The 16,036-nt window shown below is 62.4% G+C and carries 12 protein-coding genes; 9 read left to right on the top strand and 3 right to left on the bottom strand.

Annotated elements, in window-relative coordinates; all coding sequences use genetic code 11:
- The first annotated feature begins 37 nt into the window (after positions 1–37).
- The 7 genes from flgG to flgL all read left to right on the top strand — a co-directional run bounded on the left by flgG (position 38) and on the right by flgL (position 8,344).
- Complete coding sequence (gene flgG, locus ACTHN9_RS08400; protein WP_440536297.1) at positions 38–826, top strand: flagellar basal-body rod protein FlgG; 789 nt, start codon at positions 38–40, stop codon at positions 824–826.
- A 50-nt stretch (positions 827–876) separates the two neighbouring features.
- Positions 877–1,602, top strand: coding sequence for a flagellar basal body L-ring protein FlgH (gene flgH / locus ACTHN9_RS08405; RefSeq protein ID WP_440536298.1), 726 nt, complete (start codon positions 877–879; stop codon positions 1,600–1,602).
- Positions 1,603–1,607: 5 nt separating this feature from the next.
- Entirely contained in the window at positions 1,608–2,780 is a 1,173-nt protein-coding gene (locus ACTHN9_RS08410) for a flagellar basal body P-ring protein FlgI (protein ID WP_440536299.1), read from the top strand.
- A gap of 19 nt (positions 2,781–2,799) precedes the next feature.
- Positions 2,800–3,801 (top strand): flagellar assembly peptidoglycan hydrolase FlgJ, encoded by a 1,002-nt coding sequence (gene flgJ, locus ACTHN9_RS08415; protein WP_440536300.1) that lies wholly within the window; start codon positions 2,800–2,802, stop codon positions 3,799–3,801.
- A gap of 417 nt (positions 3,802–4,218) precedes the next feature.
- Positions 4,219–4,974, top strand: coding sequence for a flagellar brake protein (locus ACTHN9_RS08420; RefSeq protein ID WP_440536301.1), 756 nt, complete (start codon positions 4,219–4,221; stop codon positions 4,972–4,974).
- A 116-nt stretch (positions 4,975–5,090) separates the two neighbouring features.
- Positions 5,091–7,091 (top strand): flagellar hook-associated protein FlgK, encoded by a 2,001-nt coding sequence (gene flgK, locus ACTHN9_RS08425; protein ID WP_440536302.1) that lies wholly within the window; start codon positions 5,091–5,093, stop codon positions 7,089–7,091.
- 14 nt (positions 7,092–7,105) lie between these two features.
- Entirely contained in the window at positions 7,106–8,344 is a 1,239-nt protein-coding gene (flgL, locus tag ACTHN9_RS08430; RefSeq protein WP_440536394.1) for a flagellar hook-associated protein FlgL, read from the top strand.
- Positions 8,345–8,486: 142 nt separating this feature from the next.
- Here the strand turns inward: flgL and ACTHN9_RS08435 are convergent, their stop codons facing one another.
- From ACTHN9_RS08435 to ACTHN9_RS08445, 3 genes are all read right to left on the bottom strand, one after another.
- Positions 8,487–9,917 (bottom strand): hypothetical protein, encoded by a 1,431-nt coding sequence (locus ACTHN9_RS08435; protein ID WP_440536303.1) that lies wholly within the window; start codon positions 9,915–9,917, stop codon positions 8,487–8,489.
- Positions 9,918–9,973: 56 nt separating this feature from the next.
- Positions 9,974–10,936 carry a hypothetical protein gene (locus tag ACTHN9_RS08440; protein ID WP_440536304.1) on the bottom strand — a complete coding sequence of 321 codons (963 nt, stop codon included), beginning with the start codon at positions 10,934–10,936 and terminating at the stop codon, positions 9,974–9,976.
- A gap of 229 nt (positions 10,937–11,165) precedes the next feature.
- A complete protein-coding gene (locus ACTHN9_RS08445; RefSeq protein WP_440536305.1) occupies positions 11,166–12,248 on the bottom strand; it encodes a NucA/NucB deoxyribonuclease domain-containing protein in 1,083 nt (360 codons plus the stop codon).
- A gap of 534 nt (positions 12,249–12,782) precedes the next feature.
- On the opposite strand from ACTHN9_RS08445, the gene ACTHN9_RS08450 reads away from it, so the two are divergent.
- Both ACTHN9_RS08450 and ACTHN9_RS08455 read left to right on the top strand, forming a co-directional pair.
- Positions 12,783–12,962: a hypothetical protein gene (locus ACTHN9_RS08450; RefSeq protein WP_440536306.1), complete on the top strand. Its 180-nt coding sequence runs from the start codon at positions 12,783–12,785 to the stop codon at positions 12,960–12,962.
- Positions 12,963–13,426: 464 nt separating this feature from the next.
- The gene (locus ACTHN9_RS08455; RefSeq protein ID WP_440536307.1) at positions 13,427–15,823 is read left to right on the top strand and encodes a dockerin; all 2,397 of its coding nucleotides are present in this window, start codon (positions 13,427–13,429) and stop codon (positions 15,821–15,823) included.
- Positions 15,824–16,036 lie beyond the last annotated feature (213 nt).

Genomic DNA, 16,036 nt, shown 5'->3' on the forward strand with positions numbered 1-16,036 from the left:
CGGCTAGAACCGGCTTGCTATTACCAGGAGATTTACCATGAACCGCTCGCTCTACATCGCCGCAACCGGCATGAACGCGCAGCAGGCGCAGATGGACGTCATTTCGAACAACCTCTCGAACGTGAGCACGACGGGCTTCAAGGGCTCCCGAGCGGTGTTTCAAGACCTCATCTACCAAACCCTGCGCCAACCGGGCGCGAACTCGACGCAGCAAACGGAGCTGCCTTCGGGCCTGCAAGTCGGTACCGGCGTGCAGGAAGTCGCGACCGAGCGCCTGTACACGCAGGGCAACATGCAGCAAACCGGCAACTCGAAGGACGTCGCCATCAACGGCAACGGTTTCTTCCAAGTGCAGATGCCCGACGGCACGACGGCTTACACGCGCGACGGCTCGTTCCAGACCAACGCGCAAGGCCAGCTCGTGACCTCGAGCGGCTACCCGGTCATGCCGCAGATCACGATTCCGCAAAATGCGACATCGCTCACGATCGGCACCGACGGCACGGTCAGCATCAAGCTCGCCGGCTCGACCAACAACCAAACGATCGGCACGATTCAGTTGGCGACGTTCATCAATCCGGCCGGCCTCGAATCGAAGGGCGAGAACTTGATGGAAGAGACGACTTCGTCGGGCGCCCCGAACGTGACGACCCCGGGCCTGAACGGGGCGGGCACGCTCAACCAGGGTTATATCGAAGCGTCGAACGTGAACGTCGTGCAAGAACTCGTGAACATGATCGAGACGCAACGTGCGTACGAGATCAACAGCAAGGCGGTCCAGACGTCGGACCAAATGTTGCAGACCTTGAGCCAGATGTCGGTCTAAGTTCAAGGCCGGTAGGACAGTAGATTTCGATGAGCAGGCGGTAGACGAAGATGTTGCAAACGAGCCGAATTCCCTTTCGCGTGCGTGGGTTGCGCGCGGCAGCCACGCTGGCCTATGCGAGTGCGCTCGCAGGGGTGCTGACGGGCACGTTCGCCGGTTGCGCGCAGATCGAGCACCGCCAGCCGATCGTGCAGCAGCCGATGACGGCCACGCCGCCGGTCCCGCCGCAATTGCAGCCGCCGGGGTCGATCTACAACCCCGGCTATGCCGGCCATCCGTTGTTCGAAGATCAGCGTCCGCGCAATATCGGCGACATCCTCACGATCGTCATCTCCGAAAACATCAATGCGACGAAGTCCTCGGCCGCGCAAGCCGGGCGCAACGGCACCTCGAGCCTGTCGGTGCCGACGGCCGGTTTCCTCAAGGGCCTGTTCAACCACATGGATCTGAGCGCGTCGGGCGGCAATACGTTCGGCGGCTCGGGCGGCGCGAATGCGTCGAACACGTTCAACGGCACCATCACGGTGACGGTGACGAACGTGCTGCCCAACGGCAATCTCGTCGTGAGCGGCGAGAAGCAGATGCTCATCAACCAAGGCAACGAGTTCGTGCGGTTCTCGGGCGTGGTCAATCCGAACACGGTGTCGGGCGAGAACACGGTGCTGTCGACGCAGGTGGCCGACGCGCGCATCGAATATTCCGCAAAGGGCTACATCAACGAAGCGGAAACCATGGGATGGCTCCAGCGCTTCTTCCTCAACCTAGCGCCATGGTGACCCCGATGACGACGATTTCGATTCGCCGCGCGTGGCGCGCGTTGGGCCGCGGCCTCGTGCGCGTGGGCCTGCCCCTGCTGGTGGCGTTCGCCGCCACCGGCGCGGCGCATGCCGAGCGCTTGAAGGATCTCGTGCAGATTCAGGGCGTGCGCGACAATCCGCTGATCGGCTATGGCCTGGTCGTGGGTCTCGACGGCACGGGCGACCAAACCACCCAAACGCCGTTCACGACGCAAACGCTCGCGAACATGCTGGCTAACCTCGGCATCTCGCTGAACAGCGGCCAGGCGAACGGCGCGAATCCCGCCCAGAACATGCAGTTGAAGAACGTCGCGGACGTCATGGTGACGGCGACCTTGCCGCCGTTCGAGCGGCCGGGCGAGGCGATCGACGTCACCGTGTCGTCGCTCGGCAATGCCAAGAGCTTGCGCGGCGGCACCCTGCTGCTCACGCCGCTCAAGGGCGCCGACGGCCAGGTCTACGCGCTGGCCCAGGGCAATGTGGCCGTGGGCGGGGCGGGGGCGAGCGCCAATGGCAGCAAAGTACAAGTCAATCAGCTCGCGGCGGGCCGCATTCCGGGCGGCGCCATCGTGGAGCGCGCGGTGCCGACGCAAGTCGCCCAAGCGGGCGGCACGATGCAGATGGAGCTGAACGACATGGATTACGACACCACGCAGCGAATCGTGGCGGCCGTGAACAACGCGTTCGGCTCCGGTACGGCCACGCCGCTCGACGGCCGCACGATTCAACTGCGCGCCCCGATCGATCCGAGCCAGCAAGTGGCGTTCATGGCGCAGCTCGAAAACCTCGACGTGCGCCCCGCGCAAGCGGCCGCGAAGGTCATTCTGAATTCGCGCACGGGTTCCATCGTCATGAACCAGATGGTGACGCTGCAAAGCTGCGCGGTGGCACACGGCAACTTGTCGGTCGTCATCAACACGCAGACCGCCGTGAGCCAACCGGGCGCGTTCTCGAACGGCACGACAGTGGCCACGCCGCAGTCGCAAATTTCGATGAAGCAGGACAACGGCTCGCTCAAACTGGTGACGGCCGGCGCGAACCTGGCCGATGTCGTGAAGGCGCTGAACGCGCTTGGGGCAACGCCGGCCGATCTGATGTCGATCCTGCAAGCCATGAAAGCCGCGGGCGCGTTGCGCGCGGATCTCGAGATCATCTAAGCATAAAGAAGGTGGCCCGATGAACCCGAACACCACGTATAGCGGCAAGGTCGATACCGGCACCGGCCCGGACATTTCGAACCGCTTCGCGCTCGACGTGCAAGGCTTCGACGCCTTGCGCGCCCAGGCGGCCGCCGACCCGCAAAAGGCCTTGAAATCGACCGCCCGGCAGTTCGACGCGGTGTTCATTCAGATGATGCTCAAGAGCATGCGCGAGGCTACGCCGCAAGACGGCATCCTCGATTCGAACGACAGCAAGCAGTACACGTCGATGCTCGACCAGCAGCTTGCGCAGCAGCTTTCGTCCAAGGGCGTCGGCGTGGCCGACGCGCTGATCCACCAGCTCTCGCGCAACATGGGCGGTGGCGGCGCGGGCGCTGCGGGTTCGCTCGGCGACATGCTCGGCGGTGGGGCGGGCGGCGGTAGCGGCGATGCCGGCAATACGGCGATGCTCAACGCCTTGTCGCGCGCGTATTCGAATGCGCAAGCGAACGGCGCGCTCGCGTCGGGCAAGGGCTACTCGGGACAAAGCGCGCTGACGCCGCCGCTGCGCGGCAATGGCGAATCGCCGAAGGTCGATGCGTTCGTCGACAAGATGGCGGCACCGGCGCAGGCCGCGAGCGCGGCAACGGGCATCCCGGCGCGTTTCATCGTCGGACAGGCCGCGCTCGAATCGGGTTGGGGCAAGGGCGAAATCAAGAACGCGGATGGCTCGCTGAGCCACAACGTATTCGGCATCAAGGCGACGGCCGATTGGACCGGCAAGACGGTGGCCGCGGTCACCACGGAGTACATCAACGGCCGCGCGCGCAAGGTTGTGCAGAAATTCCGCGCCTACGGCTCGTATGCCGAAGCCATGACGGACTACGCGAAAATGCTGCGCGACAACCCGCGCTATGCGTCGGTGTTGTCCACGTCGCACGATGCGGTCAGTTTCGCGCACGGCATGCAAAAGGCCGGCTATGCGACGGATCCGCACTATGCGAAGAAGTTGATTTCGATCATGCAACACATGGTTTGACGGATTGATCGATTGACGTTTTTACCGATGCCGGCCGTGTCCGGTATCGCGACGATTTCATACGGGGATCGCGCACGAAGCGCGGCGGGGCCAAGCGGGGAAAAAGACGGCATCGAGGCCGGCCGCCTAACAAGCGGCCGGCCTAGCCGCGTTCGTTTGCGGCGGCGGTGGACAGAGCCGCATTAGGCGCACCATAATGGCGCCGATAGACGGCGCGAGCGTGAGAGGCACCGTTGCCCAAGGACGCGAATATCAGCGTGTTTGCTCGAAAACTAAAAAAATATTTCGAGCATGCCTCTAAACTTTGCACGTCCGATGCCGCTAATCAGACGAGACCCTGTTCGGATTGCTGTAACGCATCCGAAAGCTTTGGCGTCGCGTGCCTCGCACGCCGCGCAAGTTTGCATACCCGAGCCCATGGATACCAATCAGTCGAATGGCCCGACGGAGGATACAGCCGAAAGCGATCATGATTTCGGCCGCCGCAATCCGCTCGAAATCGGCGTTCAGCTCCGCAATTTGGCCAATCGCGGCGATTTCCTGACCGTTCAGTACAAGAACGGCCAGCTCGTGACGAAGATCCTCGACGTCGATGTGCGAGGACGCACCTTTTCCTTCGACTGGGGCGCGCTGCCCGAGCAGAACAAAGGCGTGCTCGCTTCGCCCAGCTGCACCTTCCGCGCTTCGCCCGAGGGCGTGCGCGTCGAGTTTTCCACCGCCACGCCGCAGGAAACGCGCTTCGAGGGTTTGCCCGCATTCGAGGCGGCCTTCCCCGAAGTGCTGTACTACGTCCAGCGCCGCGAATATTTCCGCGTCGATGCCCCGGTGCTCGATCCGTACTTTTGCCGCGGCAAGTTGCCCGAGGGCGATTCGTTCCGCTTCGAGGTTCACGATCTGTCGCTCGGCGGGATCGGGCTGCGCACGACCGACGAGCGCGTGGCCGAATTGCCGATGGGCGCCATGCTGCCCGACGTCGAAGTGCATCTGAACGGCCATGGCATGCTGTCGCTCGATCTCGAGCTGGTTTCGATGCGGGCCACCGACTTGCCGAACGGCGGTCGCCGCTTCCAGCTCGGCATGCGTTTCGTCGCCTTGCCGGGCAGCGCCGAGAACACGCTGCAGCGCCTGATCACCCAACTCGAAATGCGCCGGCGCTCGCTCGTCAAAGCGTAATAAAAAAACGGGGCCGATGCCTGCGGCCCCCTTAAATTTTTCCCCGCGCGGCCGTTATACATGTGTACCCTCAACGTGGCGGGCAGCCCCATGGCGTCTGCCCTTCAGGAAGACGCATGTCCAACGATATTTTCAACATCGGGTTGTCGGGGCTGAACGCCGCCCAGTGGGGCCTTCAGACGACGAGCCAGAACATCAGCAATGCGGCGACGCCCGGCTACACGGTGGAAAACCCCGTCTATGCCGAAGCGAGCGGCCAGTACACCGGCTCGGGCTATCTCGGCGGCGGCGTCAATACGGTCACGGTCCAGCGCAACTACAGCCAGTACCTGAGCACGCAGCTGAACACGGCCACGTCGACGAATAGCGCGCTGTCGGCCAACTATGCGATGGCATCGCAACTGAGCAACCTCGTCGGCAGCCCGACGGCCGGCATCTCCGCCGCGATCACCGCTTACTTCACCGGCTTGCAGAACGTGGCCAACACGCCGAACAGCACGGCGATGCGGCAAACCGCGATGAGCGATGCGCAAACGCTGGCGTCGCAGCTCAATGCGGCCGGCGCGCAATACGATCAGATGCGCACGAGCGTGAATCAGCAACTGCAGACGGCGGTGGCATCGATCAACACGTATTCGACGCAGATCGCCAACCTGAACAGCCAGATCGCCGCGGCTTCGGCGCAAGGCCAGCCGCCGAACCAGTTGCTCGATCAGCGCGACCAGGCGGTGGCCAACCTATCGCAGCTCGTCGGTGTGTCGGTCGTGCAGAATTCGAGCGGCTACAACGTGTTCCTCGGTAACGGGCAGCCGCTCGTCGTCGCGAACAACAACTTCCAGCTTGGTACCGCCACGTCGCAAAGCGATCCGAGCGAACTGTCGGTGACTTACAAGGGGCTGACCGGCGCGACGCCGGCGCCGCCGGTGGAGTACCTGGGCTCGTCGGCATTGACGGGCGGCACGGTGGGGGGCCTCTTGCAGTTCCGCACCCAGACGCTCGATCCGGCCGAGTCGCAACTCGGCGCGATCGCGACGAGCTTCGCCTCGCAGGTGAACGCGCAAAACGCGCTTGGGATCGATTTGGCGGGCAACAAGGGCGGCAACTTGTTTACCGTCGCGCCCCCGACCGTCTACTCGAACTTGGCCAACACCGGCAATGCGGCGCTGTCGGTCAGCTTTGCGAACAGCTCGCAGCCGACGAACGACGAGTACGCGCTGACCTTCGCGGGCGGCAACTACACGCTGACCGATACGACGACGGGCACGGTTGTCGGCACCTCGCCGACGGCGCCGAACGGCACGACGTCGATGGGCGGGTTGGTGTTGAACATCACCTCGGGCATGATGAACGCCGGCGATTCGTTCACGATCCAGCCGACGCGCGGCGCGCTCAATTCGTTCGCCTTGGCGACGTCGAACACGTCCGCGATCGCGGCGGCCGGGCCGGTACTGGCCTCGGCGCCGAGTTCGAACATCGGCACGGGCTCGATCACGCAGGGCACGGTGACGGCGGGCTACCAGATCTCGGGTACGACGACGCTGACCTACAACTCGGCGACGAACACCCTGAGCGGCTTCCAGGTCGGCACGACCGTGACGGTGGCCGGCTCGCCGCCTACGTCGATTCCGATTACCGCGCCGACGACGACCGTCCCGTACAACACGTCGCAAGGCGTGGCGCTGACGATCAACAGCACGACGTCGCCGCCGCCGGCGGGGATCACGAATGCCGTGAGCGTCACGATCACCGGGATTCCGGCGAACGGCGACACGTTCACGATCGCGCCGAACACGGGCACGTTCGACGGCCGTAATGCGCTGGCGATGTCCAAGCTCGTCGCGAACGGGGCGCTGAACGGCGGCACGTCGACGCTGACGGCGGGCTACGCGGCCTATGTGAACAACGTCGGCAACGCGGCGGGCCAGCTTAAGGCGGCGAGCACGTCGCAAACGGCGCTCGTCGCGCAAATCACGTCGGCGCAGCAAGCTGTGTCGGGCGTGAATCTCGACGAAGAAGCGTCGAACTTGTTGCAGTATCAGCAGGCTTATCAGGCGAACAGCAAGGTCATCCAGACGGCCGAAACGATGTTCCAGACCCTGATGGGCATCTTCCATTAAGGTGACGAGCGATGATGCGCATCTCGACTTCGCAGTTCTATGACCAGAACATCCAGACGATGGATAGCCAGCAGAGCCAGCTGAGCACGTATTATCAGCAGCTCTCGAGCGGCACCGCGCTGACCACGCCGGCCGACAATCCGTTGGCTGCGGCTCAGGCCGTCCAATTGACGATGGTCTCGGCCACGTACACGCAGTACCAGACGAACCAGAACTCCGCGCTTTCGTCGCTCGCGCTCGAGGACAAGACGCTGTCGAGCGTCACGAGCACGATGGACACCATCACGTCGCAGATCGTGCGTGCTGGCGACGGCACCTTGAACGACTCCGACCGTGCGTCGATTGCGCAGGCGCTCACGGGTTTTCGCAATCAGCTTTTGAACTTGGCGAACACGAGCGACGGCGCCGGCAACTATTTGTTCTCGGGATTCCAAGCGACGACGCAGCCGTTCACGAACGCCACGGGCGGGGGCGTGAACTACCAGGGCGACAACGGCATTCGCGAAGCGCAGGTGGCCGACACGCGCCAGATCGCGACGAACGATAGCGGCACGAACGTGTTCTTGACGGTGCCTGCGACGGGCACGGCGCCGGTGTCGGCCGGTGCCAGCGGCAACACGGGCACGGGCACGATCGGAACCGCCTCGATTACGAACCCGGCTGTCGCCACGAACGGCGACAAATACACGATTACGATCGGCGGCACGGCTGCTGCGCCGACTTATACGGTGACCGACAACACCGCGGTGCCGGCGACGACGACGGCCGCCGCGCCGTTCAACGCAAGCACGCCGATTGCGCTCGGCACAGGCATGCAGGTGACGGTTTCGGGTGCGCCGAACCCGGGCGACACGTTCTCGGTGACACCGGCGACGGCGCCGCAAAACACCAGCGTGTTTTCGTCGCTCGATTCGATCATTGCGGCGTTGAAGCAGCCGGCGGACAACAACCCCACGGCGGTGGCGACGTTGAAGAATGCATTGACGGCGGGGTTGACGCAGGTTCAGAACTCGATGACGAACATCACGGTGGTGCAGGCATCGGTGGGTGGACGCGAGCAGGAGCTGCATGCGTTGCAAACGACGACGCAGACGAACTCCGTGCAGACGCAGAGCGACCTATCGAACCTGACCGGTGTGGATATGGTCACGGCGATCAGCAAATTCGAGCAAACGCAGAGCGCGCTGCAGGCGGCGCAACAAACGTTCGTGAAGATGCAAGGAATGTCCCTGTTCCAGTACATCGGCAACTAACTGCCGCTGCAACGCGAGGCGCTTAAAGCGCTCGCTCGCTACAACGATTGACGAAGCCACACGCCCGCGAGGGCGTGCGATGAGCCGAAGCCCCATCTCCTCGGGACTTCGGCTTTTTTTTCGTCGATAGGAAATGCGCCGCTTACTCGAGCGATAGGTAATCGACGCATCCTCCGGTGCCAACTTGACCGGTGCCGCATCGGATCGCCACCAACGCGTTCGACGTCGCAAACGCCCTTAGGCTTTGGCTGTTCTGATCGTCGCTGACCTGAATGACGACACAGCCTTTCTCATCGGTGCGCGCGACGCCCCAGAGAAAGCGATGTTCCGTGGCGTGCCGTGTGAGCGGAGACTCCAACGTGCCCCGTCGCCAAACGGGCCCCGGCTTCGCGATGTATTCCATCGAATCGAGGATACGGCGCGCGAACAAGTGCATCACGGTGGCCACCTCGGGCGTGTCTCCGGGAACGTTGAGCACGATCGCTCTGTCGTAGATAAAAAAACCGTCGTACCGGAAAATCTCGTTCGGCGAGTCGGGCTGATAAAAGGGCCGCTTGCCGACCACGGGCGAGGTGCGGTCGTCACCGAGGCCGCATATGAAGCCTCGTTCTTTCGTATTGTCGAAATGGACACGCTCCTGGCCGTGAGGAAAACAGGAACCCGGTCCGCCTAGACCGTTGCCGAGCATCGCACCGTCCGCCGGCATGCCTACGCCGATCAGCAAGTCATAGCGTGACATCAGATCGAGCAATTGATCGCGATAGGCATCTTCGGCGTCGTGAGCGGCGCTCGGAGAATCCGTTGTAGGCAGTGGGGCCAACTGTTCGACCGTCGGCGCCGCGTACCCCCATTCCGCGAGCAACGAGCGCACGTAGGCGCTCATCGAGTCGGGCCGCTGCCAGGCGTGCTCCGCATTGGCGGGCGGCACGGCGTCGTAACTACTCAACACCACCCCCACACGCGGGGCTCTATACACGGGGACCGTGAAAACGCCGGCGGCAACCAGCACCGCTTGCATCTGCGGCGTGATCCGTGTGCCGCGTGCGACGAGTGTGGCACCGCGTTCATAGTCTTCCCCGGGTAAGCGGGCGTTTTCGCCTTTACGCACCGGGGCCGTGACTTTTAGCGTCGAGACGATCGGAACGGTTACTTCGTCAGTCTCTTCCGGAGGGGCATAGAGGACTGCATCGGCGTTCTCAGGCAAGGGGAGGCCCGCGGGGAAGTACGTGCATTCGCCCGGCCCCAACGGAGTCACACTAGGGTCTCCGCCGGCCTTAATGCAGAGGCTGATTGGCCCGGAGGTTATATTCAACTCCACGGGTTGGGCGCTCGTTGCGCCGGCGGTATCGGCTGCTCGCACCGCATGCCCGCGGCGCAGAGTATACGGCACGCGCGGGACAGGGCCGGGTGCTTTTACGTCCTCGGCGGCGACGCGCATACAGGCGTTCTCGACGGGGATGAGGTCCGTATGCGGCTCGCCGCGGACCGCGCCGCTCAGATCGGAGTAAGCGTTATCGAGCCACGATGGGTATCGATGGGGAGCTTCGAATGCGTATCTATTTGTGTCGATCATGGAATGAGAGTGCGCCAACCATGCGGCGCTAACGGTTATCGAGTTGCGACAGAACGCTACTCGAGCGACAAGTAATCGACGCGCTCGCCCGGGGTGACCTGACCGGCGCCGCTGTGGATGGCGACCAATGCGTTCGACGCCGCGAAGGTGTTCAAGCTCAGGCTGTTTTGATCGTCGCTCACCTGAATGACGACATGGCCCGTTTTGTCGGTGTGTGCGATTCCCCAGGGATAACGATGCTCCAAAGGATGCCGCGTGATCGGGGACGCCAACGTACCCGTGCGCCAAACGGGCTGCGGTTGTGCGACGCCTTCCATCGAATCGAGGATGCGGCGGACGAACACATGCATAATCGTTGCGACCTCGGCCGTGTGCCCGGGAATGTTGAGCACGACGGCCCTGTCGTAGTAAGTAAACCCGTCGGATCCGCAATAACGGCTCAGCGTGCCCGGGCGGAAAAGGCGGCGATAAAGCACGATGGGTCGCGTTCGGTGATCGCCGAGGCCGCATATGAAGCCGCGTTCCCGAGTGTTATCGAAGTGGACGTGTTCGTAGCCCTCGCGAAAACATGAACTCGCGGCGCCCAGCCCGTCGGAAAGGATCGAAGAGTCCGCCGGCATGCCGACGCCTATCAATAGGTCGTAGCGTGACATCAGCTCGAACAAGCATTTGATGTATGCCTTGCGCCCCTCGTTAGCGGCACTCTGAGAATCCATCCGGCGAAGCGTAGGCAACTGTTCAACCGAAGGTGTCAGGTATCCCCAGCGCGCGAACAACGAGCGCACATAGGCGCTCATCGAATCCGGCCGCTGCCAGGCATGCTCTACGTCGGCCGGCGGCACTGCGTCGTGACTACTCAAAACCACGCCCACGCGCGGGCGCTCATACACGGGGACCGTGAGCACGCCGGCGGCAGTCAGCAGGGCTTGCACGTGTGTCGTGATGCGTGTGCCCTGCCCGACAACCGTAGTACCTCGGGTATAACCTTCGCCGCGCAGACGATGGTCGGGTGCTTTCACGTCATCGGCGGTGACGCGCGTGCGAGCGTTGTCGACGGAAATGAACTCCTTGTGGATTTCGCCGCAGACGCAGGCACAACTCCGCTCGTATGTGTAAGCCAGCCACGGCGGATCGCCTGGCTCGGCAACCCGATTGAGCCGCGATGGACGCCGACGGGGAGGGTTCGTTGAGGTTTTCGAAGAATCTGACATGCGATGAGCGTCGGTTCGAGGCAATGGCAGTCGGCCGTTAGTCGGTAATGTCCACGTAGAACTTATCGTTCTCTATCACACGCTGTGACGTGAAGAAGTTGCCGAGCCGCGCTCCGGCTCTCTGATTGTCCTTGGCGTCGATGCGTTTGACTGAGAACTCTCCTCTTGACGCGCCTTCATTTGTCGATGCGAATGGGTACTCGTCGCAATTGCATGGGCCTGGCGGCTCGTCTGGATCGGTAGTCAGCTCGCATACGGGCTCCTCCGCATATTGCTCCACGTACCGCTTACGCGCTTCGTCTCGGTTTTCCTTAATGAGTTTCTGACTGCGTGTCCGCGTCAGCTCGCTCGCGTCGGACCCGGGAAGGATGCTCCCGTCGCCGGCCGCAACGAACTTGCCCCGTCTGCCGGCCGCCTGCGCTTCCCGGATGTGAATTGCGGACTCATCGACATCGGGGTCGCTCGCGCTAATTCCGCTGAATACCGCGGGCGCTGCGGGATAGACGCAGCCCTTCGTACCGCGACGCGCGAGCCCGACATCGCAGCGAATTTTCGGAATGTGCGAGTACGTACCGCTGGGGAAGTTAGCCATCGATTGCCCGTCCTCGAACGACTCTCCGGTCCGCACGATTCGGTACTCGACGAAAGGCTGAAACTCCATAAGATTCTTGCCTTCCATCATGGGCGTCAGCGTGATGGTGACCTCGCTCGTGAGTCCACCCGGCACCAGATCGATTGTCGGTGCTGAGGTCGACGTGCATTTACCTCCGCACTCGATGTACGGCTTCAGTTGGAGCGGCACCCATGCGCCTTCGCGTGGATGGGTACGAAAGCGCAACTTGACGTCCCACGACAATTGATTCAATGCATTGTCCGAGTACATGTAGGCCTCCACGTCGACTTTTGTGCGATTCGTTCGCTCCGGGTTGTCGCTTGAAAACTCCATGACGTTCGAGCGAAAGCAATACGCACTGCGGCTCAGCAGCGTCCGCGGGCCGGCTTCGTTGAAAACAGTGGTGCATATCGGCGACACGTCAGTCGCGCTTTCGGCGGCTGCAATGGGCGATCCGGCGATGGCGACTAAGCACGCGGCCACATAAGCGAAAGATCTCAGGTTCATTTGTCCATCCGAGTTGTACGAGTTCGCGCGTCATTTGCACTGCGCGATCTTCGCTGCGGATGGATGATCGAAGCGCGATCCGGGGGATTTTTCGGACGCTTTAACCGCGGGAATTTGACGTATGGTTATCTCGGTGCGGCGCGCCGCGAGGATAGTTACACGAGTGCGCGCAGACCCGGACCATTGAAAGCGTCGGAAGGCAAACCCTGCCAGAACTAGCGCGTACGGCCGAACTAGGGCAGAGCAATCGAACTAGGGCCGAACAGTCAACGGGGGCGTATGGGTAAACAACCTTTGCTGTCCGCCGAAGGACGCGCCTTTCTTTTGGTTACTTTTCTTTGGAAGTGCAAAGAAAAGTGACCGCTGCCCCGCGGAGGGGCGACGCTAGCGGACCGCTAAGAAAGCAAGTTGCACGAAAAGGCGAGAACCACGAAGGTGGGCAACACAAGCAGACCACTAAGAAAGCGAGTCCAGCGAAAAGACGAGAACCACGAAGGTGGGCAACACAATGGACGCGAGCAGGAGCTGCATGCGTTGCAAACGACGACGCAGACGAACTCCGTGCAGACGCAGAGCGACCTATCGAACCTGACGGGTGTGGATATGGTCACGGCGATCAGCAAATTCGAGCAAACGCAGAGCGCGCTGCAGGCGGCGCAACAAACGTTCGTGAAGATGCAGGGAATGTCGCTGTTCCAGTACATCGGCAACTAACTGCCGCTGCGACGCGAGGCCCTTAAAGCGAGCGCGCGCAACAACGATTGACGAAGCCACACGCCCGCGAGGGCGTGCGATGAGCCGAAGCCCCATCTCCTCGGGACTTCGGCTTTTTTTTCGTCGATAGGAAATGCGCCCCGTTGGCGAAAAGCAGGAAATCGCCAACGAAAAGCAGCATTTCCTGACGCTCTTTTTCGCCACAAGGCAATTAAGATAAGCGCGCCATCAGTACAGTAGTACTACTAATCGATGAGCGTCGTCCGTTTGTGCGATGCCCGTGGACAAGCGCGGCCACGCTCGTTTTCCGGCCGCCGCCGACCGAGGTGGCCGATGACCGATGGGCGGCATGGCTGCCCTCTCATCGATTGACTCGGGGCGCTGCGCGATCGACACGTGAGGGGATGCGGTGTGTCGAAAGAGGCTGCCGAACGCACTATCACCGAACGGGAAACAAGATGAAGATGAAAGGCCGAATTCACCGAGGGCTTTGGGCTGCCGTAGCGGTCTTGCCCCTCGTTTCGTGCAGCGGCGGAGGATCGTCCGGCACGGCAACCAGTACGCAGCATGCTTCCACGCGGGCAGTTGCCGCCGCGGCGGCTCCGGCTACCGGCTGGACCACCGTGAAGATGGGCGGGGGCGGCTATGTGCCCGGCGTCATCTACCATCCTACCGTCCCGAACTTGCGCTACGCCAGAACCGACGTTGGCGGCGTCTATCGTTGGGATAACGACAATGGAATCTGGATTGGGCTGAACGATTCGTTCAGTCGAGCCGACGGTGGTTACGAAGGTTCCGAGAGTCTCGCTGTCGACCCGACTAATTCCTGGACCGTCGCGATGACCGCCGGCCGAACTGTCACCGACGGGAATGGACGTTTCTATATTTCGTGGGATCAGGGGCGGTCTTGGATCCATACGGATCTTCCGTTCCCAGTCGGAGCGAACAATCAGGGGCGCGCAATCGGCGAGCGTTTGGCCATCGATCCTAATCAGCCTTCGACAATGTATTACGCGTCGAGAACGGCTGGCCTTTGGAAATCGACGAACTCCGGATTCAACTGGACCCAGGTTTCCTCGTTGTCGCCTTACGTGATGTCTAAGGCCGATATCTCCAATACCAACAACGGAAACCCGATCGGCCTCGAGTTCGTCGTGTTCGACACGGATGCGCCCAAGCCGGGCTATTCGCCGAGCGGAAGCCAGACGGGCACCCTCTACGTAGGCGTTGCACCCGACTACAAGAACCTCGCCGGGCTCTCGTCGTATCTGTACAAATCGACGGACGGCGGTGCAACCTGGACGGCCGTATCCATTCCGAGCCAAGTGACCGACGCGATCGGTTCCAATGTCTATATTCCGCACATGGCGCGCGCGGCGGACGGTATGTTCTATGTGCCGTTCACGTCGAGCGCGGGGCCCGGGAGCAGCGCGCCGTCGGGTCTGTGCAAGTTCGACGGCAAAGGTGGGTGGACCAAGCTCGTCGCCTCCGGCGAGGGGACGTACTGGGGGGGGATTGGTGGCCTGTCGGTATCGGGCAGCGGACCGCAAACCGAAATTGTCTTTGGCGTATCCGGAACATGGGGCGATGCGTCCTACGTTCAGGTGGCCATGCGCTCGACCGATGGGGGGCAAACGTGGGCCGAGATCGGGAAGTCGGGCGACTCGAACGGTTCGACGACGTACCATGACGCGAGCGGTACGACCAGCGCATCGGGCCCCGGGTTTTCCGGGTGGGTCGACGATTTGCAGATCGATCCGTTTAACCCGAACCATGTGTCCTATGTGGTCGGAGGAGGCATCTGGTCGACGACGGAGGCGATTTCTTCGTCGACGCCGCACTGGACATTCGATGTCAACGGCATCGAAGAGATGGCCAATATGGCGTTGCTTGCGCCTCCGCCCGGAGCCGGCTATGTGCTGGCCAGCGGGCACGGCGATACGGGTCTTTATGTCCATACCTCGCTGAGCGCGGCGCCGACTCGCTCGCCGAACCTGGGCGCCGCTTCGTCGATGGGTGGCTTCGGCAATGGCTCGGGTATCGACACGGCTTGGAACAACCCTGCATTCATCGTGGCGGTGGGAACGTTCGGCGGCGCGTCGAAAGGCACCTATTCGACGGATACGGGCGTGACATGGACGAGCTTTCCGACCGTGCCGCCGGTGATAACGGGCCGTGGCGACGAATCCAAGGTCGCGGTGACGGCCGACGGTTCCAACGTGATTTGGGCCATCGCGGGCCAGGTGCCGTACTACACGAGCGATCGTGGTGCGACATGGCAGGCGACGAACCTTCCGGCGCCTGCCGAGGCGTACCATATCGCCGCCGACCGGAAAAACCCGCTCAAAGTGTATGCGTACGATCACGGCGGCAATTGGTGGTACCCCAATCCTCCGGGACGGTTCTATGTCTCGACGGATGGAGGACACACGTTCACCGCGAGCGCGTTGACGTGGCCTCACAACGGCTTCGGCGTCACCGATCTGGCCGTGAACCCGTTCGCGGAGGGCGATGTGTGGCTGGCCGATGCCGACAACCTGTGGCACTCGACCGATTCGGGCGCGACCTGGGTCAAGCTGACTGCGATGGCGACCGTCGGTTCGGAGCCCGCGATCGACCACGGCGCAATGAAGGTCGCGCTCGGCGTGCCGGCGGCAGGTTCGCAGTATTCGGCTGCTGTGTACCTGATTGGAACGATCAACGGGATCGATGGCGTCTACCGGTCGGACGATGAGGGCAACACCTGGGTGCGCATCGACGACGACAATCACCGTTACGGTGGTGTCGGGGGCATTGCTGCCGACACGAGCGTTTATGGCCGTGTCTATCTGTCGGGTCGGGGGATCAATTACAACTTCTAGCGTCCCAAACCGGCGGGCAGATTCCAGCCTGTCGGTTCAGACCTTCGAGGGGGGCGGACACAAGTGTCCGCCCCTAGCGTGTGGCCGCGAATAGCGTGGTAGGACTGAGGCGGTAGAACGAGGCCCGAGCGGCCGAACGAGGGCCGAACAACCGAACGAGGGCCGCACAGTCAACGCGGGTGCATGGGTGAACAACCTTTGCTGTCCGCCCAA

The sequence above is a fragment of the Trinickia sp. genome, from assembly GCF_051953405.1.
Taxonomy (GTDB): Bacteria; Pseudomonadota; Gammaproteobacteria; order Burkholderiales; family Burkholderiaceae; genus Trinickia.